The organism is Synechococcus sp. CCY9201, assembly GCF_034931105.1.
Taxonomy (GTDB): Bacteria; Cyanobacteriota; Cyanobacteriia; order PCC-6307; family Cyanobiaceae; genus CBW1002.
The window spans coordinates 1-24,039 of the sequence record NZ_JAYGIC010000161.1 but is presented as its reverse complement, the minus strand read 5'-3'; the positions used below and the strand labels follow the sequence as shown (position 1 = coordinate 24,039).

General features: G+C 68.6%; 26 protein-coding genes and 1 pseudogene. 10 read left to right on the top strand and 17 right to left on the bottom strand.

Annotation, left to right across the window (positions count from 1 at the left end):
* The coding region (locus VB716_RS15895) for a peptidase domain-containing ABC transporter (protein WP_323270993.1) at nucleotides 1-2,169 on the top strand (2,169 nt) is incomplete at its 5' end.
* Entirely contained in the window at nucleotides 2,166-3,266 is a 1,101-nt protein-coding gene (locus VB716_RS15890) for an HlyD family secretion protein (protein ID WP_323270991.1), read from the top strand. The genes VB716_RS15895 and VB716_RS15890, both read left to right, overlap by 4 nt.
* An 11-nt stretch (nucleotides 3,267-3,277) precedes the next feature.
* On the opposite strand, the gene VB716_RS15885 is transcribed toward VB716_RS15890, so the two are convergent.
* Nucleotides 3,278-4,375, bottom strand: coding sequence for an N-acetyltransferase (locus tag VB716_RS15885; protein ID WP_323270990.1), 1,098 nt, complete (start codon nucleotides 4,373-4,375; stop codon nucleotides 3,278-3,280).
* Nucleotides 4,376-4,469: 94 nt separating this feature from the next.
* On the opposite strand from VB716_RS15885, the gene VB716_RS15880 reads away from it, so the two are divergent.
* Nucleotides 4,470-5,690 (top strand): hypothetical protein, encoded by a 1,221-nt coding sequence (locus tag VB716_RS15880; protein WP_323270988.1) that lies wholly within the window; start codon nucleotides 4,470-4,472, stop codon nucleotides 5,688-5,690.
* 3 nt (nucleotides 5,691-5,693) lie between these two features.
* Here the strand turns inward: VB716_RS15880 and VB716_RS15875 are convergent, their stop codons facing one another.
* The 3 genes from VB716_RS15875 to VB716_RS15865 are packed head-to-tail and all read right to left on the bottom strand — an operon-like array spanning nucleotide 5,694 to nucleotide 8,239.
* Nucleotides 5,694-5,933: a hypothetical protein gene (locus tag VB716_RS15875; RefSeq protein ID WP_231605209.1), complete on the bottom strand. Its 240-nt coding sequence runs from the start codon at nucleotides 5,931-5,933 to the stop codon at nucleotides 5,694-5,696.
* Nucleotides 5,933-7,267 (bottom strand): sodium-dependent transporter, encoded by a 1,335-nt coding sequence (locus tag VB716_RS15870; protein WP_323270986.1) that lies wholly within the window; start codon nucleotides 7,265-7,267, stop codon nucleotides 5,933-5,935. Before VB716_RS15870 ends, VB716_RS15875 begins: the two co-directional genes overlap by 1 nt.
* Before the next feature lie 3 nt (nucleotides 7,268-7,270).
* Nucleotides 7,271-8,239: a DUF368 domain-containing protein gene (locus tag VB716_RS15865; protein ID WP_323270984.1), complete on the bottom strand. Its 969-nt coding sequence runs from the start codon at nucleotides 8,237-8,239 to the stop codon at nucleotides 7,271-7,273.
* Nucleotides 8,240-8,353: 114 nt separating this feature from the next.
* Between VB716_RS15865 and VB716_RS15860 the strand changes: the two genes are divergently transcribed.
* Nucleotides 8,354-9,604 carry a 1-deoxy-D-xylulose-5-phosphate reductoisomerase gene (locus tag VB716_RS15860; RefSeq protein ID WP_323270982.1) on the top strand — a complete coding sequence of 417 codons (1,251 nt, stop codon included), beginning with the start codon at nucleotides 8,354-8,356 and terminating at the stop codon, nucleotides 9,602-9,604.
* Between the two features lie 11 nt (nucleotides 9,605-9,615).
* Nucleotides 9,616-9,960, top strand: a complete 345-nt coding sequence (locus tag VB716_RS15855) for a (2Fe-2S) ferredoxin domain-containing protein (RefSeq protein WP_197172350.1) — start codon at nucleotides 9,616-9,618, stop codon at nucleotides 9,958-9,960.
* On the opposite strand, the gene VB716_RS15850 is transcribed toward VB716_RS15855, so the two are convergent.
* Nucleotides 9,941-11,080: an alpha/beta fold hydrolase gene (locus VB716_RS15850; RefSeq protein WP_323270980.1), complete on the bottom strand. Its 1,140-nt coding sequence runs from the start codon at nucleotides 11,078-11,080 to the stop codon at nucleotides 9,941-9,943. The two genes, VB716_RS15855 and VB716_RS15850, sit on opposite strands and share 20 nt — an antisense overlap.
* Nucleotides 11,081-11,133: 53 nt before the next feature.
* Between VB716_RS15850 and VB716_RS15845 the strand changes: the two genes are divergently transcribed.
* Nucleotides 11,134-11,682, top strand: coding sequence for a hypothetical protein (locus tag VB716_RS15845; RefSeq protein WP_323270978.1), 549 nt, complete (start codon nucleotides 11,134-11,136; stop codon nucleotides 11,680-11,682).
* Here the strand turns inward: VB716_RS15845 and VB716_RS15840 are convergent.
* The 4 genes from VB716_RS15840 to VB716_RS15825 form a co-directional block, all read right to left on the bottom strand.
* Nucleotides 11,660-13,156 carry an NAD(P)(+) transhydrogenase (Re/Si-specific) subunit beta gene (locus VB716_RS15840; protein ID WP_323270977.1) on the bottom strand — a complete coding sequence of 499 codons (1,497 nt, stop codon included), beginning with the start codon at nucleotides 13,154-13,156 and terminating at the stop codon, nucleotides 11,660-11,662. The two genes, VB716_RS15845 and VB716_RS15840, sit on opposite strands and share 23 nt — an antisense overlap.
* On the bottom strand, nucleotides 13,156-13,446 hold the full coding sequence (locus tag VB716_RS15835; RefSeq protein ID WP_197154600.1) for an NAD(P) transhydrogenase subunit alpha: 291 nt from the start codon (nucleotides 13,444-13,446) through the stop codon (nucleotides 13,156-13,158). Before VB716_RS15835 ends, VB716_RS15840 begins: the two co-directional genes overlap by 1 nt.
* Entirely contained in the window at nucleotides 13,443-14,699 is a 1,257-nt protein-coding gene (locus VB716_RS15830) for an NAD(P) transhydrogenase subunit alpha (protein ID WP_323270975.1), read from the bottom strand. The genes VB716_RS15835 and VB716_RS15830 overlap by 4 nt, the downstream gene beginning before the upstream one ends.
* 89 nt (nucleotides 14,700-14,788) lie before the next feature.
* Complete coding sequence (locus VB716_RS15825) at nucleotides 14,789-14,959, bottom strand: hypothetical protein (RefSeq protein ID WP_197154596.1); 171 nt, start codon at nucleotides 14,957-14,959, stop codon at nucleotides 14,789-14,791.
* A gap of 134 nt (nucleotides 14,960-15,093) precedes the next feature.
* Here VB716_RS15825 and VB716_RS15820 point away from each other — a divergent pair, with 134 nt between their 5' ends.
* The 3 genes from VB716_RS15820 to VB716_RS15810 all read left to right on the top strand — a co-directional run bounded on the left by VB716_RS15820 (nucleotide 15,094) and on the right by VB716_RS15810 (nucleotide 18,425).
* Nucleotides 15,094-16,548 carry a DEAD/DEAH box helicase gene (locus tag VB716_RS15820; protein ID WP_323270973.1) on the top strand — a complete coding sequence of 485 codons (1,455 nt, stop codon included), beginning with the start codon at nucleotides 15,094-15,096 and terminating at the stop codon, nucleotides 16,546-16,548.
* A 109-nt stretch (nucleotides 16,549-16,657) separates the two neighbouring features.
* Entirely contained in the window at nucleotides 16,658-16,894 is a 237-nt protein-coding gene (locus tag VB716_RS15815; protein WP_197154592.1) for a hypothetical protein, read from the top strand.
* Between the two features lie 76 nt (nucleotides 16,895-16,970).
* Nucleotides 16,971-18,425 carry an FAD-dependent oxidoreductase gene (locus tag VB716_RS15810; RefSeq protein WP_323270971.1) on the top strand — a complete coding sequence of 485 codons (1,455 nt, stop codon included), beginning with the start codon at nucleotides 16,971-16,973 and terminating at the stop codon, nucleotides 18,423-18,425.
* 58 nt (nucleotides 18,426-18,483) lie between these two features.
* Here the strand turns inward: VB716_RS15810 and infA are convergent, their stop codons facing one another.
* Nucleotides 18,484-18,753: a translation initiation factor IF-1 gene (infA, locus tag VB716_RS15805; RefSeq protein WP_015108791.1), complete on the bottom strand. Its 270-nt coding sequence runs from the start codon at nucleotides 18,751-18,753 to the stop codon at nucleotides 18,484-18,486.
* 200 nt (nucleotides 18,754-18,953) lie between these two features.
* Here infA and VB716_RS15800 point away from each other — a divergent pair, with 200 nt between their 5' ends.
* Complete coding sequence (locus VB716_RS15800; protein WP_323246434.1) at nucleotides 18,954-19,691, top strand: pseudouridine synthase; 738 nt, start codon at nucleotides 18,954-18,956, stop codon at nucleotides 19,689-19,691.
* A 30-nt stretch (nucleotides 19,692-19,721) separates the two neighbouring features.
* Here VB716_RS15800 and VB716_RS15795 read toward each other — a convergent pair whose 3' ends face one another.
* The 7 genes and pseudogenes from VB716_RS15795 to VB716_RS15765 all read right to left on the bottom strand — a co-directional run.
* On the bottom strand, nucleotides 19,722-19,937 hold the full coding sequence (locus VB716_RS15795; protein ID WP_197154588.1) for a hypothetical protein: 216 nt from the start codon (nucleotides 19,935-19,937) through the stop codon (nucleotides 19,722-19,724).
* 70 nt (nucleotides 19,938-20,007) lie between these two features.
* Complete coding sequence (locus VB716_RS15790) at nucleotides 20,008-20,343, bottom strand: hypothetical protein (RefSeq protein WP_323270970.1); 336 nt, start codon at nucleotides 20,341-20,343, stop codon at nucleotides 20,008-20,010.
* Nucleotides 20,340-21,173: a fatty acid desaturase gene (locus VB716_RS15785; protein ID WP_323270969.1), complete on the bottom strand. Its 834-nt coding sequence runs from the start codon at nucleotides 21,171-21,173 to the stop codon at nucleotides 20,340-20,342. The genes VB716_RS15790 and VB716_RS15785 overlap by 4 nt, the downstream gene beginning before the upstream one ends.
* Nucleotides 21,170-22,123 (bottom strand): orange carotenoid-binding protein, encoded by a 954-nt coding sequence (locus VB716_RS15780; protein WP_197154583.1) that lies wholly within the window; start codon nucleotides 22,121-22,123, stop codon nucleotides 21,170-21,172. The genes VB716_RS15785 and VB716_RS15780 overlap by 4 nt, the downstream gene beginning before the upstream one ends.
* A gap of 215 nt (nucleotides 22,124-22,338) precedes the next feature.
* Nucleotides 22,339-23,301 carry an NAD(P)H-binding protein gene (locus VB716_RS15775; protein WP_197154581.1) on the bottom strand — a complete coding sequence of 321 codons (963 nt, stop codon included), beginning with the start codon at nucleotides 23,299-23,301 and terminating at the stop codon, nucleotides 22,339-22,341.
* A gap of 50 nt (nucleotides 23,302-23,351) precedes the next feature.
* Nucleotides 23,352-23,450 carry a cytochrome b6-f complex subunit PetM gene (petM, locus tag VB716_RS15770; protein ID WP_197154579.1) on the bottom strand — a complete coding sequence of 33 codons (99 nt, stop codon included), beginning with the start codon at nucleotides 23,448-23,450 and terminating at the stop codon, nucleotides 23,352-23,354.
* A 26-nt stretch (nucleotides 23,451-23,476) separates the two neighbouring features.
* Nucleotides 23,477-24,039: pseudogene (locus tag VB716_RS15765) on the bottom strand (hypothetical protein); the annotation flags it as partial.

The following is a 24,039-nucleotide window of genomic DNA, read 5'->3' as shown; positions in this document are numbered from 1 at the left end:
GCCACGGCGCTGGTCTGTCTGCGGCGGCTCGGCCAGCTGCAGCGGTTCCCGGTGCCGCTCGACAGCCTCCGCCTCGCCCTCGAAGACTGCGAGCAGCGCCTCGGTGGGGTGACCCTGCAGCACATCGGCCAGCTGGTGGAATCGATCGGCCTGGAGGCCCGGCCCCTGGCCTGCCCCCCCAGCCACTTCCACCGCCTCGAGGCCCCGGCGGTGCTGGAGCGCAACGGACATTTCGCCCTGCTGGAAGCGGCGGGCCCGAAGGGCTGGAGCCTCGCCGATCCCAGCGAAGGGCTGCTGACGCTCTCCCTGCCCGAGCTGCGTCGGCTCTGGCCTGAAGGCCTCGAGCTGATGCTGGTGCGCCAGCCCACCGGTGCCGTGGTGGACGCCCGCGCCAGCCGCTTCGATCTGGCCTGGTTCGCCGAGGCCCTGCGGCCTTACCGCGGCCGCCTCGCGGTGGTGCTGCTCACCGGCTTCACCCAGAAGCTGCTGGAGCTGATCTTTCCGCTCGCCACCCTCCAGATCGTCGATCTGGTGGTGGGCAGCGGCAACAGCTCCCTGCTCGCCCCGATCGCCCTGGTGCTGGGCGTCACCGCCGTGGTGCTGGGGGTGCTGGGGGTGCTGCGCGAGCTGCTGCTGGCCGATCTGGCCGACCGGATCGACACCAACCTCGGCAGCCAGGTGGTGGGCCATCTCTTCCGCCTGCCGCTGCGCTTCTTCGATCGCCGCACCGTGGGCGATCTCGCCAGCCGCCTGCACGATCTCCAGCAGGTGCGTCAGTTCCTCACCGATACCGCCATCGGCTCGGTGATCGATGTGGTGTTCATCCCCATCCTGCTGGCCATCCTGTTTCTGCTGCAACCGGTGCTGGCCTGGGTGGTGCTCGCCCAGGTGCCCCTGCTGATCCTGCTCAACCAGCTCGGCGGCCGGCTCAGCGAACGGCAGCTCACCCGCCGCAATGCCGCCTGGAGCCGCTCCATGGGCTGGCTGGTGGAGGTGCTCAGCGCCATCCGCACCGTCAAGAGCCAGAACTTCGCCTCCGAGGCCCGCTGGGAATGGCTGCAGCGCCAGCGCTCCTACGCCGCCGCCGATTACCAGCTCTCCCGGAACCGTTCGCTGGTCAAGGAGAGCTCCGCCACGGTGCTCAACATCGGCAAGATGACTCTCTTTCTGGTGGCGGCGGTGCTGGCCCTCGACGGCCAGGCGTCGGTCGGCGCGATCTTCGCCGTGTATCTGCTCTCGTCTGGTGTGACCGGGCCGCTGGTGAACCTCTCGCGCCTCTGGGACCAGTACCGCGATGCCAGGGCCGCCATGGCCGCCGTGGCCGATGTGATCGGCCAGCCGCCTGAGGAGGCCGAAGGCATGCAGGAGATGCCCCTGCCCCGGATCGAGGGCGCCATCCGCTTCCGCAAGGTGAGCTTCGGCTACGGCCTCGACAACCGCCGCCAGCTCGATCAGCTCGATCTGGAGATCGAGGCCGGCAGCTTCGTGGGCCTGGTGGGGCTGAGCGGCAGCGGCAAGAGCACCGTGGTGCAGCTGATCGATGCCCTGTACCGGCCGATCGAGGGCCGCATCTTCATCGACGGCATCGACATCGCCCAGGTGCAGCTCGCCAGCCTGCGTCGCCAGATCGGCTTCGTGCCGCAGGATTCGATCCTGTTCGATGGCACCGTGCTCGACAACCTGCGCCTCAACCAGCCCGATGCACCGCTCGAGGCGGTGGTGGCCGCCGCCCAGGTCGCCTGCGCCCATGAGTTCATCAGCGACCTGCCCGGTGGCTACCTCAGCCGCGTGGGGGAGCGGGGCGGCGGCCTCTCCGGCGGCCAGAAGCAGCGCATCGCCATTGCCCGCATGGTGCTGCAGAACCCCAGCCTAGTGATTCTCGATGAGGCCACCAGCGCCCTTGATGCCGACACGGAACAACGGGTGGTGCAGCAGCTGCGGCGCCAGTTCCGCCAGCGCACCCTTCTCTTCGTGACCCACCGGCTCGGCAACCTGCGTCAGGCCGATCGCATCCTGGTGATGGAAAGCGGCCGCATCGTCGAAGACGGCACCTGGAGCGAGCTGGTCGCAGCCCTCGGCAGCTTCGCCGCCCTGGCGCGGCAGCAGCATGAACTGGCCGGTGCCGCCATCCCTGCCGCCGCCGAAGAGCCCGGAAGCCTCCAGGAATGACCCCCCAATCCCCCGCAAGCACCGCCAGCGCCATCAACGCCGATCCGGCCGAAGCCCTGCGGCTCGAGACCCGGCCCACCCCCACCCTCACCCTGATCCTGGCCGGGAGCCTCTCGGTGCTCTGCCTCAGCATCGGCGCGGCGGTGGCGCTGGTGCCGGTGGATCAGGTGCTGAGCGCCAACGGCAGCCTGCGGCCCCAGCGGCAGACCCAGCCCCTGGCCTCGGCCGAGCCCGGCGTGGTGCGCACGGTGCTGGTCAGGGAAGGCCAGCAGGTGAAGGCCGGCCAGACCCTGCTGCAACTGGATGGATCTCTGCCCCAGGGCCAGATCCAGAGCCTGCAGCAGCAGTTGCGCAGCAACCGGGATCTGCAGCGCAACGAGGAGGAGCGGCTGCGGGAGCGGATCGACAGCCTCGGTCGCCGCCTCGCCCTGGAGGAACGGGTGCTGCGACCCCTGCAGGCCCTGGCCCGCGAGGGGGGCAGTTCGATGGTGCAGGTGGCCGAACAGGAGCGGCAGGTGGAAACCACCCGCCAGGAGCTGGCCGATGCCCAGCGTGCCCTGAGCAGCCTCGCCTTTCAGTCGGCCGAGAGTCGCTCCCAGCTCCAGCGGGATCTGCAGCTGCAGCGCGACCGGGCCCGCAGGATCAGCCTTCAGGCGCCAGTGGCTGGCACCGTGCTCGATCTCACGGCCCAGAGCGGCCAGGTGGTGACCCCCGGCGAAGCGCTGCTCAAGCTGGTTCCCACCTCCACGCTGCAGGCCGATGTGACCGTCGCCAACAAGGATCTGGCCTACGTGAAGCCCGGCCAGAGGGCCCGCATCAACCTCGAGGCCTACGACCCCTCCCTCTATGGCGTGCTTGAAGGCCAGGTGCTGCGCGTCGGTCAGGACGCCCTGCCCGCCACCCGGGAGATCGACCACCCCCATTTCCCGGTCACCCTGGCGCTGAACAGCCAGACCCTCGAGCGCGAGGGCCAGCGCTTCGAGCTGCAACCCGGCATGGCCGTGGTGGCCCAGATCACCCTGGAACAGCGCACCCTGCTGCAGCTCTTCTTCAGCCAGTTCAACCGCGGCTTCGATGCCGTGCGGCGCGTGCGCTGAAGGGCTCGCGCTCAGAGCCCCAGCAGCGGGCTGTAGCGCACCAGGCCGCCGCCCGGCGGCAGGGATCCAGGTTGCAGCTCCATGGCCAGGCACTCCTCCCCGAAGCCGTAGGCATCCCGCAGGCCAAAGGCCGAGGCCGGGCCAAAGCCGAAGCGGCCATAGAAGTGCAGGCCGCCGATCAGCACCACCCAGGCCCAGCCCCGATCCCTTGCAGCGGCAAGGCCGGCGGCCACCAGCCGCGAGGCGATCCCCTGGCGCCGCAGCGGCTCCATCACCGACAGCGGCGCCAGGGCCAGCCCCTGGATCCCACACGGATCAGGCACCCCGGGAGCGGGCGGCAGCAGGGAGGCGGGGCTGAACGCCACATGGCCCACCAGCTCCCCCTCCAGCTCTGCCACCAGCGAGAGGCTGAGCTGGCCAGCGGCACGCAGCACATCCACCTGCCGGGCATCGCGGCCATCGGGAAAGCCCTGCCGATGCAGGGCATGGATCAGGGGCGCCTCGCCATGGCGCTCCGGCCGGATCCGCAGCCGCAGGAGCGGCGAATCGGGCTGCAGGCCCTGGATCCAGGGCTGATGCGGCTGGAGATCGCGCAGGCCGTTCAGCAGCAGGTCGGCCGCGTCGCGCCACTGCCGATGGTGATGGCGCTGATCCAGCCAACCGCCCAGTGCCTGCAGCACGTCTTCGATCCGCTCCGCTGAAGGCTCCAGCCGCACCAGCTCCAGCCAGCAGCGTGCGGCGTCGCACGGTTCCCCCGCCTGGCTTTCGGCATCGGCCAGGTGGCGCCAGAACACCGGCAGCAGGGCGGGATCGCCCGATGGATCGCTGGATGGATCGCCGGATGGATCGCTGCCGGCGGGCTGCAGAGACGCCTGGAAGCGTGGTGCCAGGGGGCGCAGCAAGGGCAGCACCGCCTCCGCCCGGCCCCGGGCTCGATGCGCCGCAGCGGCATTGAGCCGGTGGATCAGGCGTTCCGGCGCCAGGGCGAAGGCCTCGTCGAAACAGGCGAAGGCCGGTTCGCTCTGCCCCTGCACCAGCAGGTCCTTTCCCTTGCGGCGGAGCTGATCGGCTCGGCGATCCGCCTGCCCCTGAGAATCGGTCAGATCCATGGAACTCATGGGCGTTCCCGATCGCAACCGGCTGTTCAAGGTAGAACCAGGGAACGGCAGCCCACAACGCTGATCCCCGGCGCGGCCGAAAACGATGCGCGGTATCCCGTCTCCGGCCATTCTGCTCTCACCGCCGAATCGCGATCACACCCTGGCCGTCCTGCAGGGCCGGCCGGTGCTGCGGGTGTTCATCCAGGCGACCGCCGCCACGATCGACTCCGAAGCCGGGCCGCTCAGCGCCCTCAGCACCTCCGGCCCGGATCAGGCGGTCATCACCAGCCTCTTCGCTCAGCTCGATCCCCTGATCGCTCTCGACTTCGAGCTGGTGGTGGAGGCCGCCAGCGCCGATCTGGTGATCGTTCAGGTCGATGCCCCCTCCAGCGAAGGGGCTGGGTTCGCCGGCCTGGCCACCCCACAGGCCCGGGGCTGGATCCTGCAGTGGACAGCCACCAGCCGCCCAGCCGGCAGCGATCCCAACCAGCCCCTCAGCGCCTACGACCGCAACACCCTGGTCCACGAGATCGGCCATGTGCTCGGCCTGGCCCATCCCGGCGGTGCGCCCTTCGACCCCCGCTGGGACAGTGCCTCCACCGTGATGAGCTACCTCCCGGCCGAGGCCGGCTGGAGCACAGCGTTCAGCCGATCCGATCGGGCCGCACTGCAGCAGATCTGGCAGCCGGAGACCGAAGGGCAACCCGCCTTCGAGGTCGTCACCAGCTCCTGGAGTGGAACAATCCGCCTGGATCGGCGGCTGGAGGCCGAAGCGGCGGGCTCCGACCTGACCGGCGGCAACCGCTCTGGCGACATCCGCTCTGGCGGCAACCCTGCATCCGGTTTCGGCGACGTGCTGATCGGCAACGACGGCCCGGATCGGCTCCGCGGGCGCCGCGGCAACGACTGGCTGATCGGTGGATCCGGCGAGGATCGGCTCGAGGGCGGTGCGGGCTGGGATGTGCTCGACGGCGGCAGCGGCGCCGACCTGCTGATCGGCGGGGGCGGCCGCGACACCTACGTGGGCCAGAAGGATGGATCCCGCGACACCTTCCGCCTCCTTCCGGAATCGAGCCGCTCCCTGGTGGATGTGATCGAAGCCATGGATCCCTTCGATCGGATCGAGCTGGTGGGGGCCGACCCCGACAGCCTCCGGGTGGACAACGACACCCGGTTCCGGGGACTCAGCGGCTGGGGAATCTTCACAGGGAACACCCTCGCCGCCCTCGTGCTCGACGACAGCCTCAGCCGCAGGGACGTGCTCGCGACCCTGGTGGCCGTGGACGGCATGGCCGGTGACGCTGTCGACCCATGGGCGAGCTGAACCTCAGGGGCGCTCACGGCCGGCCATCATCGCCTCAATCCTGCGGATCCGTTTCAGGGTGGTCTGCCAGACCTCCAGTTGAAAGGCGCGGCTGGCGTCGCCAGCGGCCACGGCCTGCCCGCACCCCTCGATCAGCGCCTCCAGGTTGTCGCCCCGTTCAAAGGCTTCCCAGAGCTGCCGCTCCAGCCGGGCCCGTTCGATGAAGTTCCAGCGCTGCAACCAGGAGGTCATCGGATCGGGCATCAACCAAGCCACATCTTCGCCAGGTCGAGCACGGACACGCCCAGCCCCACCGCAATCGCCGGCACCGAGATCCAGCGCAGGCTGAGCAGGAGCGCGCGGCGCAGGCCCGGCGGCGTGGCGCAGCCCTGGAGATCGGCCAGGAAGCGTGCCGGCGCCTGCCAGCTGAGCAGCAGGGCCACCAGCAGGCCGCCGAGGATCAGCAGCACGCCACCGAACAGGGCATCCATCACCTCCAGGGCAGCGGTGTTCAGGGCCGGCGGCAGCCCCAGCACCCCCACCAGGCCCACGCAGCTCCACACCGCCTCGCGGCGCCTCCAGCCCAGCCCATCGATCAGGGAGCTCACCGGCACCTCCAGCAGCGACACGCTCGAGGTGATCGCGGCGATGTAGGCAAGCCCGAAGAACAGCACCGCCACCAACCGCCCAGCCATCCCAAGCGAAGCCAGACCCGTGGGCAGGGCGATGAACAGGGTGCCCACCGTGCTGCCGCTCACCACCTCGCCCAGCCCGAAGCTCGCCACCAGCGGAAAGGTGACGCATCCGGCCATCAGCCCCACCGCCGTATCCATCCCCACCACGCTCACCGCCTCGGTGGCCAGGGCGCTGCGGCGGTTCAGATAGGCGGCATAGGCCAGGATCGCGCCGATGCCGGTGCCGATCGAGAAGAAGGCCTGGGTGAAGGCATTGCGGATCGTGGTGGGGTCGAGCAGCTTGGCCGGATCCCAGCGCAGCAGGAACTGGTGGTAGCCGGCGCCGGCACCCGGCAGGAAGGCGGCCCAGATCAGCAGGCCCAGCAGCAGCAGGAACAGGGCCGGCATGCCCCAGCGGCTGAGCCGCTCGATGCCGCCCCGCACCCCGGCCGCCACCACGGCGCCGGTGAGGGCCAGGCTCACCAGAAGGCCCAGCACAGCGCCGCCGCCGCTGCTGATCAGCGCGAAGAAGGATTCCGAGGCCGCCATGTCGGCCGGCAGGCCCACCAGCAGGGCATGCAGCAGGGTGCGGCCGGTCCAGCCCATCAGCACCGCGTAGAAGGCCAGGATCCCGATCGCCGCGGCCAGAAACAGCAGGCCCAGGGGGGCCCAGCGGCGGCCTCCGGCGGTGACCGGCGCAATCAGGGGCGCATGGCCGGTGCTGCGGCCCAGCACCATCTCCGCCACCAGCACCGGCAGGCACACCACCAGCACGATCACCAGATAAAGCACCACAAAGGCACCACCGCCCCCCTGAGAGGCGCGGTACGCGAAGCCCCAGAGGTTGCCCAGGCCCACCGCGCTGCCGGCGGCCGCCAGCACAAAGCCAAGCGGCGAACTCCACGACTCCGAGGCCCTTGCCATCGTTCAGCCCCCCATCTCCTCAACACCCGCCCGCCGTTGCAGCTGCTCGATCCCCACCACCAGGGCCACGCCCAGAGCCGCCAGCAGGGCGGCCACCAGCAAGGCGGCGGTGCTGGGTGGGGCCGCCAGAGCATCCCGCAGCACGATCAGCTTGCCCTTGGCGTTGTGGGTGGATTCGAGCACCGTGCGGAAGGGCCAGATCTTCCAGAGGGACCCGGCCATGAACCCCACCAGCAGGGCCACCACCTGGCCATGGAAGTGGTGCAGCAGCCAGCGCAGCAGCCGCACGAAGCTGATCAGCCCCACGGCGCAGCCGAGGGCGAAGGGGATCAGCACCGCCGGATCCAGGCCTTTCACACCCTCCATCACGTGCTGGTACTGGCCCAGCACCAGCAGCAGGAACGAACCGGAAATGCCGGGCAGGATCATCGCCATGATCGCCACCGCCCCGCTCCAGAACAGGGTGAAGGGATCGTGGGGCATGGTGACGGGCACGCGGGTGACCAGCAGCAGGGCCAGCGCCACCCCGGCCGCCATCGCCACCAGCCCCTGCCAGCCCCAGTGGGCGTGACGGGCGATCAGCAGGATCGCGCCGATGATCAGCCCGAAGAAGAAGGCGAACAGCAGCACCGGCTGGAACTCGTACAGCCAGGTGATCGGCCGCACCAGCAGCAGCACCGAGACCGCCAGGCCCGCCAGAAGCGGCACCAGAAAGCCCAGGTGCACCCGCGCCGCGGCGGCGCTCCAGTCGCCCCGGCGCAGCAGGGCCAGCAGGCCCAGATCGAAGCCGGCGATGGCCTCGAGCAGCTGGCCGTAGATGCCGAGAATGAAGGCCATGCTGCCGCCGGACACGCCCGGCACCACATCGGCGGCGCCCATGGCCAGGCCGCAGAGCACCATGTAGGGCAACGAGGGCTCCCGTGACGCGGCAGGCGCCGCCGGTGCGGTGGGGACCGGCGGGTCGGGTGTCATCGACAAGAGAAGCGCTGCGGCGAATGATCGCCGCATCCTGCCGCGGGATCCCCGGCCGCCTAGCCCCCACACCGATCCAATGGGAGACTGGCCGCGCCCCACGCCGATCCGCCTGTGAAAGCCCTCAGCGTGCTGGGATCCACGGGTTCGATCGGCACCCAGACCCTCGAGATCGTTGAGGAGTTTCCCGATCGCTTCCGGGTGGTGGCCCTCACGGCCGGCCGCAACCTCGATCTGCTGATCGCCCAGATCCAGCGCCATACCCCGGAGGTGGTGGCCCTTGCCGATGCCGATCGGGTCTCGGCACTGCGGGAGCGGCTGGAGGCCCTGGAGCCCGCCGCCCGGCCCGCCCGTCTTCCGGAGCTGCTGGGAGGCCCCGACGGCCTCTGCACCGCCGCCGCCTGGCCCAGCGCCGATCTGGTGGTCACCGGCATCGTGGGATGCGCCGGCCTGCTGCCCACCCTGGCGGCGGTGCGGGCCGGCAAGGACCTGGCCCTGGCCAACAAGGAAACCCTGATCGCCGCCGGCCCGGTGGTGCTGCCCGAGCTGGCCAGGAGCGGCTCGCGGCTGCTGCCGGCCGATTCGGAGCACTCCGCCATCTTCCAGTGCCTGCAGGGCACCCCCTGGGCCGACACGGCCCGGCTCAGCACCGGCGTGCCCACCCCCGGTCTGCGCCGCATCCAGCTCACCGCCAGCGGCGGCGCCTTCCGCGACTGGGACGCCGCCGATCTGGCCAGGGCCACCGTGGCCGATGCCACCAGCCATCCCAACTGGAGCATGGGGCGCAAGATCACGGTGGATTCGGCCTCGCTGATGAACAAGGGCCTGGAGGTGATCGAAGCCCACTACCTGTTCGGGCTGGATTACGACCGGATCGAGATCGTGATCCACCCGCAGTCGATCATCCATTCGATGGTGGAACTGGCCGATTCCTCGGTGCTGGCCCAGCTGGGCTGGCCCGATATGAAGCTGCCGATCCTCTACTGCCTCAGCTGGCCGGAGCGGCTCGAGACCCCCTGGCGCCGGCTCGATCTCACCGCGGTGGGCCAACTCACGTTCCGCGCCCCCGATCCGGCCAAATACCCCTGCATGGAGCTGGCCTACGCGGCCGGCCGCGCCGGCGGCACCATGCCGGCGGTGCTGAACGCCGCCAACGAGCAGGCCGTGGCCCTCTTCCTCGACGAGCAGATCCCCTTCCTCGAGATTCCGCAACTGATCGACGTGGTGTGTGATCGCCACCGGGCCGATCTCAGGGCCGATCCCTCCCTCGACGACGTGCTCGCCGTGGACGCCTGGTCGCGCCAGGCGGTGCGTGAGGCTGCCGCCCGGCGGAACGCCAAGGCCCCGGCGGCGCTGCCGGCTTGATGCCCGCCCCGATGCCGCAGGTCGCCCACCACCTTCTGCTCTGCGCCACCCCCACCAAGGCGCTCTGCTGCGACCCGGCCGTGGGCGCCGCCAGCTGGGACACCCTCAAGCGCCTGGTGCGGGAGCTCGGCCTGGAATCGCCTGGGCGCCCCGAGGGGATCGTGCTGCGCACCAAGGCCGATTGCCTGCGCATCTGCAGCGACGGGCCGATCCTGCTGCTCTGGCCGGAAGGGATCGTCTATGGCGGCGTGACGCCCGAGCGGATCGAGCGGATCGTGCACGAGCATGTGATCGGCGGGCGACCGATCGAGGCGTGGATCCTGCAGCGGCAGACGTTCAGCCCTGCGCTGCGCTGAAGTCGAGCAGCCAGCGGGCCGTGAGCCAGTCGCCCCAGCAGCCGGGTGGCCGGCGGTGATCCCCGCAGCCATGGAAACCGTTGTGGCCGCCCCCTGAAGTGAGCGTCACCTCGATCCCCTCGGAAGCCCGACTGGCAAGCCGGCGGGTGGCCTCCACCGGCACCCAGGGATCATCCAGCGCGTGCAGCAGTCGCGTCGGCGGCAGGGGTTCCCCCGCCAGCAGGCGCGGCAGGGGGCTGGCGGCGGCGTAGTAGTGATCCACTGAGGTGTAACCCCAGCGGGGCGCGGTGATTGCCGCATCGAAGCGGCGGATGGTGCGGGGCCGCTCAGCCCCCTCGAGAGCCTGGCACTCCTGGGGCGTCACCCCGAAGGGATCCTCGAGGGTCTGGCGGCAGAGGCGCTCCAGCAGCCAGTTCTGGTACACGCGGTTGCGGGGCCGCTCGATCTGGCGGGAGCAGGCATCCAGGTCCAGCGGGCTGCTGATGCAGACCAGGCCATCCAGCACAGGTTGCCTGCCAGAGCCAGAGGCCAGGGCCGCGCCATCGAGGCAGGCATTGAGCAGCATCGTGCCGCCCAGGGAAATCCCCGCCCCCAGCAGGGGCAGGGGCCGGCCGGCCAGGGGCCCGGCTTTGGTGGCCTGACCCAGCTCCTCGGCCAGCCGGCGGGCCTGGGCGATCACCGGCAGCAGATCACTGCTGCAGCGGCCCGAGTAGGTGCCGCCGGCGAGTTGGCGGCCGGCGCCGGCACCGCGCAGGTTGAGCCGCACCACGGCAAAGCCGGCCGCCTGCAGGGTCTGCCCCATCCGCCGCAGGCCCTCGCGATCGCTCGATCCCCCCAGGCCATGCAGCAGCAGCACCAGACCACGGGCGTCTGCCGCGGATGGGGCCCCATCCAGCAGCGCCAGCAGGCGGTCGCCGGATCCGGATCCGGAGCGACCTGGAGACAGGGAAGCGGATCGGCAGGGCAGCACTCCCACCGGCCACTCCAGCGGCAAGCCCCGATCCAGCGGCAGTTTCGGTGGGTGAAGCGTGTCCCGCAGCGTCTGCAGATCCCCGCCAATCCAGGGGAACCGCTGGCGGAAGGGCGGCAGCGACAGATCGGCAGGCAAAACGGGAGCCACGAACCACGGCGAGGAGCACCTGCCGATCATGGAGGCCTGCGCTGGCCACCCCCATGACTCAAGCCCCCGGTCCAACCCGCCACCCAGACCGGCTCCCGCCGCGCTGGCAGCAGCTCTGCCTGATCTGGCGCTGGCCCCTGGCGCTGGTGCTCTGCAGCCTGGTGCTGGCCCAGGCCGCCCAGCAGCTGCTCAGCCGCCCTCTTCCTGTGGGGGTGAACACCCGGAGCCCCCTGCCGGTGAAGCTGGAAGGCTCGATCCCGATCACGGTGCGGGTGGAGTCTGCGTTGCCGGTCGCGGTGCGGGCCCAGGGGCCGGAGGGATTGCAGACCCGGGTGGTGGCGGAAGTGAGCCGCCTGAACCTGCCACCGGTGGCCGTGCAGCCGCTGAGCCTGCGGCCGGTGGACCTCCACCCGGTGACCGTCAGACCGGTGAGCGTCAACCCGGTCACGGTGGAGCCCCTGCAGGCCACGGTGCGGGCCGATCAGCCCCTGCCGGTGAGCGGCACGGTGGCCGTGCAGGAGCTGCCCAACCCAATGAAAGTGGAGATCCAGCGCGATAGCTCGGTGCTGGATGTCGAGGTCAAAGGGATACCGTTTCCTTGACTTTCCCCACCCCCAGGGCCCGCAGTTCCGTCAGCAGGCCATTGAGCACCGCCTTGGCATCGCCGAACACCATGGCCGTCTGCGGCAGCTCGAACAGGGCGTTGGCGATGCCGGCATAGCCGGCGCCGAGGCTGCGCTTCACCACGAACACCTGGCGGGCCTGATCCACCTCCAGCACGGGCATGCCGAACAGGGGGCTGCTGGGATCGGTCTTGGCCTGGGGGTTCACCACGTCGTTGGCGCCGAGCACGATCACCACATCGGTGGCGGGAAACTCGGGATTGATCAGATCCATCTCCACCATCTGCTCGTAGGGCACATCCGCCTCCGCCAGCAGCACATTCATGTGGCCCGGCATGCGGCCCGCCACCGGGTGGATCGCGTAGCTCACCGAGACGCCATGGGCCTCCAGCAACTTGGACAGCTCCCGCAGGGCGTGCTGCGCCTGGGCCACGGCCAGGCCGTAACCCGGCACGAACACCACGCGCTCGGCGTTCTCGAGGGCCATGGCGCATTCCTCAGGGCTGCAGCTCACGATGCGGCTGTAGCTGGTGGCCTCTCCACCACCGCCACCACCAGTCGGCGCTGCGGCCCCCAGGGCCCCACCGAACAGCACCGAGACCAGCGAACGGTTCATCGCCGTGCACATCACCTGGGTGAGGATCAGGCCGGCGGCGCCCACCATGGCGCCGGCCACGATCAGCAGCTGGCTGCCCACCACGAAACCGGCGGCGGCGGCGGCCACACCGGAATAGGAGTTGAGCAGGGAGATCACCACCGGCATGTCGGCGCCGCCGATCGGCAGGGTCACCCCGATGCCCAGCAGGCTCGAGGCCAGCACCAGCAGGAGCAACGGCCAGCCGCCGGGATCGGAGCTCAGGGTCAGGGCCCCCACCAGGCAGAGCAGGGCCAGGCCGATGTTCACGCCATGGCGCAGGCTGCTCTGGGTCCAGGCGGGGGTATCGAGCCAGCCCCGCAGCTTGGCCATCGCCACCAGGGAGCCACTGAAGGTGATCGCTCCCACCAGCAGCGACACCACGATCGAGGCGGCCGCCACCCAGCCCCCGTCGTCGAGGCCCTCATAGCGGGACACGCCGAAGGCGACCAGCAGCGAGGCCATGCCGCCGCAGCCGTTGAACAGCGCCACGGTTTCGGGCATGGCCGTCATCGGCACCCGTTGGGCCATCACCAGCCCCAGCAGGCCACCGGCCGCACTGCCGGCGGCGATCCACAGCCAGGCGGTGACATCGGGCTGCAGCTGGATCAGCAGGCCCAGAACGGCCAGGCCGAGGGCCAGGGCCGCCAGACCATTGGCAAAGCGGGCCGAGCGCACCTTGGACAGGCCCTTGATGCCCAGGGCCAGCAGCAGCACCGACACCAGGTCAATGGCATCGCCCAGCACCTGCGGCGGCAGCTGCCGCAGGGAGTCCAGGCCGGAGGAGAGCAACGAGGCAAGCGAATGAAGCGTGGCCATCAGCGGTCTCCCCGGCGGCGGAACATGGCGAGCATGCGATCGGTGACCAGAAAGCCACCGATCACGTTGAACAGAGCGAAACCGAGCGAGAGCGAGCCCAGCAGCAGCAGGGCCGGCTGATCACCGGCGCGGACGATCAGGGTGAGGGAGGCCAGCACCGTGATGCCGCTGATGGCGTTGGCGCCACTCATCAGCGGCGTGTGCAGGGTGGGCGGCACCTTGCCGATCAGCTCCAGTCCCAGCAGGCTGCCGAGCAGCAGCACCCAGAGGGCGTTGGTGATGTCGATCATCGGGAGGCTCCCACGGTGACGGATTCAGCGGCCGCCACGGGCACCGCGGTTGTGGCCTGGGCCGCGGTGCCGCTGCGCAGCACCTCCGGATGCAGGCAATCTCCCCGGCTGATGAACAGGCAGCCAGCCAGGATCGGATCCTGCGGATCGAGCTGCTGACGGCGTTGCTCTGCGGCCTCCCCAGGGGCGGCGGGCTCGGCCAGATACTCGATCAGCGCCAGCAGGTTGCGGGCGTAGAGCGCGCTGGCGTGGTTGGCCACGCTGCTGGGCAGGGCATCGGCACCGATCAGCCGCACACCGTTGCGGATCACCGTTTCACCGGCCACGGTGGCGGCGCAGTTGCCCCCCTGGGCCACCGCCAGATCGACCACCACAGCTCCGGGGCGCATGCCATCCAGCATGGCTTCGCTGATCAGCCGCGGTGCCGGACGGCCAGGCACCTGGGCCGTGCAGACCACCAGATCGGAGACGGCCAGCTGTTCGGCCAGCTGCTGGCGCTGGGCCTCGAGAAACGCCTCGCTGGCCGCCTGGGCATAGCCTCCGGCTTCAGCGGGACGCTCCTGCTGCGCCGGAGGCTCGAGGAAGCGGCCCCCCAGGGATTCCACCTGTTCCTTGGCGGCGGGCCGCACATCGCTCACCGTCACCACGGCACCGAGACGGCGTGCTGTGGCCAGGGCCTGCAGGCCGGCCACGCCGGCCCCCAGGATCAGGGCCCGGGCGGGTTGAATCGTGCCGGCGGCCGTCATCAGCATCGGCATGTAGCGATCCAGCTGGCTGGCCGCCAGCAGCACCGCCTTGTAGCCGGCGATGTTCGCCTGGGAGGAGAGCACGTCCATCGACTGGGCGCGGCTGATGCGAGGCAGGAGTTCCAGGGCGATGGCCGAAGCCCCCCGCTCGGCCAGCAGCGCCGCCAGAGCATCGGCGCCGTAGGGAGCCAGCAGGCCGATCAACAGGGCCTCGGACTTGAGGCGAGCCAGGGACTCCAGCGGCGGCGGCTGCACGCAGAGCACGATCTCCGCCGCATCCCAGGGAAGGGCCTCCGGCGCGCAGAGCTCGGCCCCGGCCTCCTGGTAGGCCGTATCGCCGTAGCCGGAGGCCTCTCCAGCCCCGGCCTCCACGCTCACGGCCAGTCCCAGTCCACACAGCCGGCGGACGGTCTCCGGCGTTGCCGCCACCCGACACTCACCGGCCTGCCGCTCACGCGGCACCAACAACCTCGTCAATGGAGCCTCAGCAAAGGCCTGCCCTTCCATTAAGGAGACCCAGGTGCTGTGATGGCAGCCCGCTGTGTGGAGTCGCCCACCAACGGGGTCCACAATCGCGCCACACGCGACGCAGGGGCTCAGAAGAGCGGAAGCAGCTCCTGTTCCAGGCAGAGCGCCTGGCACGGCCAGCCCTGGTGCCGCAGCATGCGGGCCCGCAGGATCATCGGATCGATGTCGCACTCGAGCCGCCAGCAGCGCTCCAGCACGGCCTTCTGCTCGGCGGGGAAGAAAGGCGAGGGTTCAGGCATGACGCCAGGGCAGAACGGAGACGAGCGACTCGAAGCAGACCAGAGCCCCGCCTGGCCGGAACATAGGCAGTTCTGACTGGAAACCTATAGGAACCATTGCTCAAGATCCAGCGCGACGGCAGCAGAATCGGGCGATGAATTCGCCGTCGTTCGATCTGGGGCCGGAACCGGGCAGCCTGGCCTGCTCTGCGGTGCAGCCCCGCCAGTGGCAGGTGCTGTTGCTGCAGCTGCTGCGTCGCCGCCTGCTGCAGCCTCACCCCAACGGCCACGACGTGCTGATCAACGCCGGTCCCGGCGCCGGCAAGACGCTGGGTGCCCTGCTCGGCTTTCAGCGGCTGCACCGGGACGGCCACCTGAGCCGCTTCGTGGTGTTCTGCCACCGCAGTTCCATCGGCGGCCAGTGGCAGGCCTCCTCGGCCCGTCTGGGGCTGCGCCTGGCCCTCTGGGAACCCGAGCAGCCGCAGCGGAGCGCCGACAGCCACGGTCTGCTGATCACCTATCAGAGCGCAAGTCGCCACAGCGAACGGCTGGCGGCTCTGCTGGCGGATCCAGGCCTGGGAGCCTGGATGGCGATCGCCGATGAGGTGCACCATCTCGGGCTCGATCCAGACGAGCCGGAGGCCAGCGCCTGGGGTCATGCCTTCAGCCGGCTCACCGCCACAGCCGGCCTGCGGCTGGGGCTCACCGGTACTCCGTTCCGGGCCGACAACCTCGCCTTCTGTGCCGCCCGCCGGGTGCAGGCCACCGAAGGTGACACGACGGTGGAACGGATCGTGCCCGACCTCAGCGTCGAACCACAGGAGCTGATCGCGGCCGGTGATGTGCGCCCCCTCGAGTTCCGATTCCAGGACGGCTGCGTGGATCACGGCCGCCGCCCTGATGATCCCGATGGCGAAACCTCACCCCTCTCGGCTGAAGAACGGGAGAGCTGGCGGGCCCGCAACCTGCGGCGCGCCATCCAACTTGGGGATTCCAGCAGTATTGCCCTGCATCTGCTGATCCGGGCCCGGCGCAAACTGCAGGAGGTGCGTCAGGAGCATCCCGAGGCGGGCGGCCTGGTGATCGCCCGCGACATCGCCCACGCCCGCCGGATCACCGGGTTGCTGGAGGAGGAGGGCGACCGGGTGCAGCTGGTGCACTCGCAGGATCCCGAGGCCAACGATCGCCTGCAGGCTTTTCAGCGCGGCGAGGGCCGCTGGCTGGTGAGCATCGATATGTGCGCCGAGGGTTTTGATGCGCCGCGGCTGCGGGTGGTGGCCTACCTCACCACGGTGGTGACCCGCACCCGTTTCCTGCAGGGGATCACCCGGGCGGTGCGCATGGATGGCAGCCGTGCCGCCCTTGAGCCGGTGCCGCGCCAGTGCTCCTACGTGTTCGCGCCGGCCGACCCCCTGCTGATGCGCTACGCCCGCAGCTGGTCGCTGAGCGAGCCCTATCTGATCCGCAGCCGCAGCAGCGAACAGGCTCCGGAATCCGCCGGCTCGATGCCCTCAACCGGTCTGCCGCTGCAGGCCCTGCGCGATCGGGCTGGGGACGTGATCCGGCTGGGCGGCCCCCAGCTTCCCGATTTTTTGCGTCGCAGTGCTTGACATGCAGTTTTGTGATAGAGCTGGTGTGGCTTGATCTACAACGTTGTGTCAACCGACACCACGAACCAGCCGATGGACCGGCAGCGTGTGCGCATCCGCCCATCAATCCATGGACGCCTCGGTGCATCGACGCCTAACGGTGGCCGTCTGCTGGGCCCTCGCGCGACGGGCCACGCTTGACGCCCTTGAACAGTACGAAGACAGTTTTGCCCTGAACGAGGAGTTCCGCGAGTGGCTGCTCTGCCTCGAGGAACATCCTGAAATGCTCGAGGCCAATGTGCTGATGGTGCCGCGCCGGCTGGGTGAAGGTCAGCACCCCGAAACCGACGGCCTGCTCGAGATCTGATCGGCCTCTGGCCAGCATCGCCACGACCCGCTCAGCCATCCCCTAGGCTCAACTCATAGTCATTCCGCCTAAGCCGATGGGAACGCCGCCGTCCGTGGACGCACCGTCTCCAGGGGCAGAGTCGTCGCTGAGTCCCTCTCCGGAGAACCTGGTGATCGTGGGCTCCGGGCCCGCCGGTTACACCGCAGCCATCTATGCCGCTCGCGCCAACCTCAGCCCGGTGCTGATCACCGGCTTCCAGGACGGCGGCATTCCCGGTGGTCAGCTGATGACCACCACCCACGTGGAAAACTTCCCAGGCTTTCCGGACGGCATCCTCGGCCCGGACCTGATGGACCGCATGAAGGCCCAGGCGGTGCGGTGGGGTACCCGGTTGGTGGAAGCCGATGCCAGCGCCATCGACCTCTCCCGCCGTCCCTACCGGATCACCGCCGAAGACCGGGTGATCGAAACCCAGTCCGTGATCCTGGCGACCGGGGCCAGCGCCAACCGCCTGGGCCTGCCGGAGGAGGAGACCTTCTGGAGCCATGGCATCAGCGCCTGTGCCATCTGTGATGGCGCCACGCCCCAATACCGCGACGCTGAGCTGGCCGTGGTGGGAGGCGGTGATTCCGCCTGCGAAGAGGCCGTGTACCTCACCAAATACGGCAGCCGTGTCCACCTGATCGTGCGCACCCACAAACTGCGCGCCAGCGCCGCCATGGCCGATCGGGTGCTGGCCAACCCCGCCATCACCGTGCACTGGAACCGTCAGGTCGTGGGGGCCAGCGGCAACGGCTGGCTGGAGAGCCTCACCCTGAGCGACACGAGCGCGGCGGCCACCGATTCAGGCAACACAGGCCAGGGCGCCACGGAGGAGCTGGCCGTGCGCGGCCTCTTTTATGCGATCGGTCATACCCCCAACACCCGTCTGGTGCGCGGCCAGCTGGAACTCGATTCGCTCGGCTACCTCGTGACCCGGCCGGGCCGACCCGAAACCAGCCTGGAGGGCGTGTTCGCCGCCGGTGACGTGGCCGATGCGGAATGGCGCCAGGGCATCACCGCCGCCGGCAGCGGCTGCCAGGCCGCCCTGGCTGCCGAACGCTGGCTCACCCACCACGATCTGGCGGTGACCGTGAGCCACGATCCGGTGGATCCGGCCCCGGCCGGTGAACCGGTGCGAACCGTCACCAGCGATGGCGACAATTTCGATCCTGATGCCCTCTGGCAGAAAGGGGGCTATGCCTTGCGCAAGCTGTACCACGACAGCAACAAGCCCTTGCTGGTGGTCTACACCTCTCCCACCTGTGGCCCCTGCCACGTGCTCAAGCCCCAGCTGAAGCGGGTGCTGGAGGAACTCGGCGGGCGTGCCCAGGGTGTCGAGATCGACATCGATGCCGATCAGGAGATTGCCGTTCAGGCTGGTGTCAGCGGCACCCCAACGGTGCAGCTGTTCTTCGGCAAGGAGCTCAAACAGCAGTTCCGCGGCGTCAAGCAACGCAGCGAATTCAAGGCCGCGATCGAATCCCTGCTGGGTGCGGCGGTGGGCTGAGACAACAGGAGGTCAGAGCTGAGCCTGATCTGAATCGGCTCAGCTCTGAACCATCGCCTCAGCGGCGACGGGGGCCGCCGGGACGATTGCCGCCCGGCCGGGGGCCGGTGGCTCCGGCGTTGCGCTCGCGGTAGGTGATGCGGCCGCGGGTGAGGTCGTAGGGGCTGATCTCCACCAGCACCTTGTCGCCGGCGAGGAGCTTGATGCGGAACTTGGTGAGCTTGCCGGCCGCACGGCACAGACATTGGTGCCCAGCGGGCTGCTCCAGGGTCACCAGATAGAAGCCGTTGCCCTGTTCCTTCTCAATCACTCCCGAGGTTTCAATCATGCGGCGGTGGCGGGGCAGACGAAGATCACTGCCCTCAGTCTAGATCTCGCCCTTCCGGCCCGCTCCGTTCCCACCGGGTGGCCGGTCGAGGGCCCTAGGGTCGCTGCGCTTTCACCCGGATCACCGCTGCGCCCCATGGTTCTGCCTCCTCTGTCGATGGATCTCGGACTGCTGCTGATCGCGATCGGCGTGGTGAACCTCTGGCAGGCCCGCCTCTGACCCATCTGCTCTTCCACAAGCCCTATGGGGTCCTGAGCCAGTTCACGCCGGAACCTGAAAGTCGCTGGGATTGCCTGGCCTCCTTCATTCCGGTGCCTGGCGTCTATGCCGCCGGCCGCCTGGATGCAGACAGTGAGGGCCTGCTGCTGCTCACTAACCACGGCCCACTGCAACATCGCCTCACCGATCCAGCCTGGGGCCACTGGCGCACCTACTGGGTCCAGGTGGAAGGTGAACCCAGTGCCGAGCCCCTGCAGCGGCTGGCCGAGGGGGTGATGGTGCAGGGACAGCGCACCCTGCCGGCCCGCGCTCGTGTCCTCCTGCCAGCACCGCAACTGCCGGAGCGGGTGCCGCCGATCCGCCATCGCCTCGCCATTCCCACCGCCTGGCTGGAGCTGCAATTGCGGGAGGGTCGCAACCGCCAGGTGCGTCGGATGACTGCCGCGGTGGGCCATCCCACCCTGCGGCTGGTACGCGCCTCCATCGACCTGATGGATGGAGAGCCTCCCCTGGACCTGAGCGGCCTGGATCCAGGCCGCTGGCGTGCGCTGACCCCCGAAGAGGATCGCCGTGTGCAGGGGCTGTTGCGTCAACCAGCGAGCGGGCAGCCATCGCTCCGTACGCTGTCGGCAGCCAGGAGCCCCTCTGGCCGGCGCTCCCCGGGTCGGGGCGGACGGGCCGGCGGAGGGAAATCGGGGCGGGCCGGCGGCGGCGGATAGGGAGGCCTGGCTGTGGTGCGTGCGGCTCGCTCAGCTGATGACGTCGCGCAGTTCACGCACCGTTTGCAGCTGGCCGTAGTAGTAGTTCGCCCGCGAGCGACGATCCGGATCCTCAAGTGTATCGAGAGCATCGAAACCGAGGCTCTGCCAGAGCTCATGGCCGCAGGCCCGGTTGATCTCCTCGATCGCTTCCTGCTCAAGATTGGCGAGGCGGCGCTGCAGGTTCTTGATCTGCGCAATCGACATCCGTCCAGCAGCACAATCGAAGAGTTTACCCGGCCAGCCGCGACGCTTCTGGAGAGATCGCAACGACAGTTCAGAACAGGGACATGGCCTTGATTTTGGCCAGCTTCTCGTCTCCGAGACCCTCAAGTTCTTCGAGAGAAAGCAATTTCTCCTTCACCAGACTGGCGAAAACAAACAGAATTCCATCGAGACGAAAATCGAAACGCCCCTCGATCTGGTAGCGCTGTGTGCTGAGAAAATCATGCAGATTCCAGACTGAATCAATCGAATCCAGGCGGCCAGACTGCACCCTGATCGCCTCAATCAGGACGTGCACAGCCCGCCGCTGGGCACGATCGAACGCCCCGCGAGCAATGGCCTCTTCCTGTTCACTCCAGCCGGTCACAATAGAATCGTTCATGTTCATGATCTTGAAGAGGCTGTCGGCTGGGGTCTGCTCAGCTTCATACACCTTGGTAACGAGCGTAACGGATGGGCGGTTGGCAGCGCGCTGGATCTCCGCTCAGGAAGTTGAAACCAGGCCAGATCCGGCCACTGGTGGTGTTCTCGGTGATAGCCGAAGTGATAGCAGGCCAGCAGGGACAGCGGCGCTGAAAGATTCAGGCTTTCAATCGCACCCAGGCCCTGGCTGTGACGCTGCTGTCGGTGGGGGAGATAGGTCCCGAAGGCAAACATCTGCAGAGAGCTCAACAGCAGCGGCAGGCTGTAGAACAGCAAGACATTGCTGATGGCGGATACAGCACTGCTGCCAGCGCCCGTGTTGACCAGAGCCACGGACAACACCTGGGCCACCAGAGCCAGAAGGAGCCAGCCGCCGAGCAAGCGCATCATCTGGAGCCAGGACAGATACCCCGCCATGAAGCGGATGTACCAGCTCACCACACCACTGCCGGGATGGGGAGGACCATCCGGATCGAGAGCGCTGACCGGCGCCCGATGATGCCGGTGGTGATTGCGGCGGCAGGCGCGGTAGGGCAGGGCGGCGTACAGCTGCAGGGCCAGGGCGCCGATCCTGTGGTTCCAGCGCTTCCGCTCTGGCCAGAGGGTGCCGTGCATCGCGTCGTGGCCGACGATGAAGAGGCCTGTCTGCAGAAAGGTCCGTCCGAGCACGGCCAGCAGCACCAGCTGCCAGGGCAGCCGAGACGGATCCACGATCACCAGGCTGGCCAGGCTGATCAGCCAGGCCAGCAGGATCGTGCATGCCAGCAGAAGACCGGTTCGGGTGGCAGGCCTCAACGAGCGAACTTGAGCAGCTCGGCGGGGGAAGCCAACAGATCGATGGCCACGAAGTAGATCTTGCCTTCCGGGTTGAGCAGGAAGCGCCAGGCGACGTTCATGCCCACGTTGGCCCCGAACCAGGGGGTCTGAACCTTGCCGGTCACCTTGATCTGGGTGAAATCCCCATCGGTGGGTTCGGCATAGCCCCGCTCGGGCAGCAGGCGCAGGTTCTGGCACTCTTCCCGGAAGAAGCTCAGAATGGCATCGGTGCCTACGATCGGCTTCTGGAAGGGGGGCTGGAGCGCTCCATCCGGCAGAAAGAGCTTGATGAGATTGTCGAAATCGTTGGCGTTGAGCAGATCCATATAGGAGTTCACCGTGGGATTGATCACCCCTTCGATGAACACCTTCTGGCGCTGGTCTTCCGGCGTGGGAGCCACGATTGGCTCCATCACCCGCTGACCCTCTCCTTTCTGGGGATCAAAGCCCATGTCCACCACGAAGTTGCGCAGCAGGGTGATCTGCTGACCCTGCTCCACCCCCTTGAGGGCGGTGAGAACGGCCGAGGCATTGGCGGAGAGCTGGTAATCCTTGGGAATCGGGGCCACCAGACCGGCGGCCATCCACTCACCGAGCTGATACCAGAAGCCCAGTTTGATATTCACCGACCAGTTGGAATAGGCGCGGCAGATGGTGGTGTCGCTGCGGTTGGCCAGATCACACATCACCTGGGTCTGCTCCGCCGCCCCCATGGCTTTGATCTGGTTGAGCACCGGCTCCGCGAACTGCATGCGTGCGGCGCCAGGGGCGGCCACCGTGATCGTGGTTCCCATCTCGAGGTAGGCGTACCAGATCAGGGCCAGCTGATCCTCTGCACTCAACAGGCGGAAGCGGGCCGTGATGGCCGGAACCACATCGGCGGAGAGGGTTTCGGGGAAGATCTGGGTGGCTCTTTGAAGAGTAAACATCGGCGATTTATCGGGTTAACTGCACATCCGCCAGTCTAGACCATGGCCCAGCTCTGAGAAGTATCTTCCCAGAAAAGCAAGAAATCCAATGACAACGTTACGCGAAATCCCCAGGCCCCGCCGGACGCACCCTCTGCTTGTGACCAACAGGGGGCGATGCCGCTGATCACCAGGGCGTGAATCAGGTCCAGGGCACTCTGTCAGGCCAGGCTTGTTCAGAACGGCAGCTTCTTCTTGGCATCCTTATCGAGATCGGCCTCCATGTCGCGCAGGCGTTTGAGGATGGTGTCGTAGTACTCCTTCAGGTAATCCTCCAGTTTGGTGGTAGCAGCTGGATCGAGGCCGAAGGCGGCATAGCTCTCCTCCATCGGCGCATCCAACGGACGGCCGCCACCGGTCACTTCGGCGAAGGCGAGCCGCTCGGCCACGTTGAGGCTGGCTTCAAAGAAACTGGCCACAGCCTGCATCCCCTTCAACAGCAGCGGCGGCACCCGGAACACCCGTGCCTCACGGCCGCTGTAGCGCTCACACAGTTGGGTGATCTCACCGGTGTTCCAGGCCCTCGGCCCCACCACCGGGAATGCCTTCCGCACGGTCTGAGGCCGTTCCAGGGCGGCCACGGCGAAGGCGGCCAGGTCCTGCGTGTTCATGTAGGCGATCGGCGTGGGAACCCCACTCACCCACACCGTCTGGCTCTCGAGCACCGGGATCGCGAACTGACTGATCAGACCCTGCATGAAGGCCACGCCCCGCAGGATCGTGTAGTCGAACTCGGAAGCCTCCAGCCAGGCCTCGGTGCAGGCCTTGATCTCCATCAGCGGCACGCTGCGGTGCAGGGCCGCATCCAGCAACGACAGAAACACCAGCCGCTTGACGCCGGCGCGGCTGCAGGCGGCGAACAGGTTCTGCTTGCCGGTCCAGTCGATGTCGTAAGCGCTGCCCGGATCGGTGGCTCGGGCCGTGGCGGCGTCGATCACCGCCTCCTGGCCTTCGAGGGCGTAATCGAGACTCTCAGGATCCATCAGATCCCCCCGGGTGAGCTCGCAGCCCCATTCCTGCAGGAACGATGCCTTGCGGGGGGAACGGACCATGCAGCGCACCTGATGGCCGGCATCCAGGGCCCGCCTGGCGATCTGCCGGCCAAGTGTGCCCGTTCCACCAACAACCAGAACCTGCATGGAGGATGCGCTACCAGGCTGAGCCTACGAGCGCATCGGTAGCCGATGCGTCAGTCGTTCAGGAGCTTCAGCAGCAACACGCCACCGGCAAGCCCCACGGGGATGAGCACCCAGAACAGAGCAGCGGTGCCAAAGATTTCAGAGGCCATGACCAGGGCTGGAACGCAAGCCGAATCTATTTAGCAGTGTCCCGGCGGAAGTGGCCCGGCTCGGCAGGCCGGCGCGAATCAGCCTGAGCCGCACGCGCCACTTCCAGCAGCAAAGGCCACGGGGCATCGCTGCGCAGCTGGGCTGCCATCACACCGCTGGCCCAGGCGCCGTGGCCCAGCTGGCGCAACCGCTGGATCATCGCCTCCAGCCGGGGCGGACCTCCTCCCAGCCGGCGGCCGATCTCCGCGGTGGGCCAGCAACGCGCCACCGTGCCCGGATCGGCCTGCAGGCGCTGCAACAGCTTCAGGCTGGCGGGTTCCAGGAGAGTCCCCAGAGCCGGCAGTGGCGACACTGTCATCTCCGCCGGCGGCATCGGTGCCTCTGCCGCCCCAGGGGCCATGGCGCCGAGCACGTCGGGATTCTGCAGCGGGCCGATCCAGAGGGGGCCGCTGATCGCCAGGGGGGTGGGGTCCCCTGCCGGAGCCTGGCGGCAGAGGCAGGGCGCCCAGCGACGCAGCTGCAGCAGGCTCTGCACCTGCTGGTCGCCGCAGCCGTGGCAGAGGGCGAGCAGGCCCAGCCGGCTTTCCT

Excerpts from the sequence above, each read along its gene's own strand:
- VB716_RS15890 (WP_323270991.1), top strand. The coding sequence starts at position 2,166 with ATGACCCCCCAATCCCCCGCAAGCACCGCCAGCGCCATCAACGCCGAT.
- VB716_RS15855 (WP_197172350.1), top strand. The coding sequence starts at position 9,616 with ATGCCGCAGGTCGCCCACCACCTTCTGCTCTGCGCCACCCCCACCAAG.
- VB716_RS15830 (WP_323270975.1), bottom strand. The coding sequence starts at position 14,699 with ATGGAAGGGCAGGCCTTTGCTGAGGCTCCATTGACGAGGTTGTTGGTG.
- VB716_RS15815 (WP_197154592.1), top strand. The coding sequence starts at position 16,658 with ATGGACGCCTCGGTGCATCGACGCCTAACGGTGGCCGTCTGCTGGGCC.
- VB716_RS15795 (WP_197154588.1), bottom strand. The coding sequence starts at position 19,937 with ATGTCGATTGCGCAGATCAAGAACCTGCAGCGCCGCCTCGCCAATCTT.
- VB716_RS15780 (WP_197154583.1), bottom strand. The coding sequence starts at position 22,123 with ATGTTTACTCTTCAAAGAGCCACCCAGATCTTCCCCGAAACCCTCTCC.
- infA (WP_015108791.1), bottom strand. The coding sequence starts at position 18,753 with ATGATTGAAACCTCGGGAGTGATTGAGAAGGAACAGGGCAACGGCTTC.
- VB716_RS15885 (WP_323270990.1), bottom strand. The coding sequence starts at position 4,375 with ATGGATCTGACCGATTCTCAGGGGCAGGCGGATCGCCGAGCCGATCAG.
- VB716_RS15875 (WP_231605209.1), bottom strand. The coding sequence starts at position 5,933 with ATGCCCGATCCGATGACCTCCTGGTTGCAGCGCTGGAACTTCATCGAA.
- petM (WP_197154579.1), bottom strand. The coding sequence starts at position 23,450 with ATGGCCTCTGAAATCTTTGGCACCGCTGCTCTGTTCTGGGTGCTCATC.
- VB716_RS15835 (WP_197154600.1), bottom strand. The coding sequence starts at position 13,446 with ATGATCGACATCACCAACGCCCTCTGGGTGCTGCTGCTCGGCAGCCTG.
- VB716_RS15810 (WP_323270971.1), top strand. The coding sequence starts at position 16,971 with ATGGGAACGCCGCCGTCCGTGGACGCACCGTCTCCAGGGGCAGAGTCG.
- VB716_RS15865 (WP_323270984.1), bottom strand. The coding sequence starts at position 8,239 with ATGACACCCGACCCGCCGGTCCCCACCGCACCGGCGGCGCCTGCCGCG.
- VB716_RS15845 (WP_323270978.1), top strand. The coding sequence starts at position 11,134 with ATGACTCAAGCCCCCGGTCCAACCCGCCACCCAGACCGGCTCCCGCCG.
- VB716_RS15880 (WP_323270988.1), top strand. The coding sequence starts at position 4,470 with ATGCGCGGTATCCCGTCTCCGGCCATTCTGCTCTCACCGCCGAATCGC.
- VB716_RS15870 (WP_323270986.1), bottom strand. The coding sequence starts at position 7,267 with ATGGCAAGGGCCTCGGAGTCGTGGAGTTCGCCGCTTGGCTTTGTGCTG.
- VB716_RS15840 (WP_323270977.1), bottom strand. The coding sequence starts at position 13,156 with ATGGCCACGCTTCATTCGCTTGCCTCGTTGCTCTCCTCCGGCCTGGAC.
- VB716_RS15775 (WP_197154581.1), bottom strand. The coding sequence starts at position 23,301 with ATGCAGGTTCTGGTTGTTGGTGGAACGGGCACACTTGGCCGGCAGATC.
- VB716_RS15820 (WP_323270973.1), top strand. The coding sequence starts at position 15,094 with ATGAATTCGCCGTCGTTCGATCTGGGGCCGGAACCGGGCAGCCTGGCC.
- VB716_RS15825 (WP_197154596.1), bottom strand. The coding sequence starts at position 14,959 with ATGCCTGAACCCTCGCCTTTCTTCCCCGCCGAGCAGAAGGCCGTGCTG.
- VB716_RS15790 (WP_323270970.1), bottom strand. The coding sequence starts at position 20,343 with ATGAACATGAACGATTCTATTGTGACCGGCTGGAGTGAACAGGAAGAG.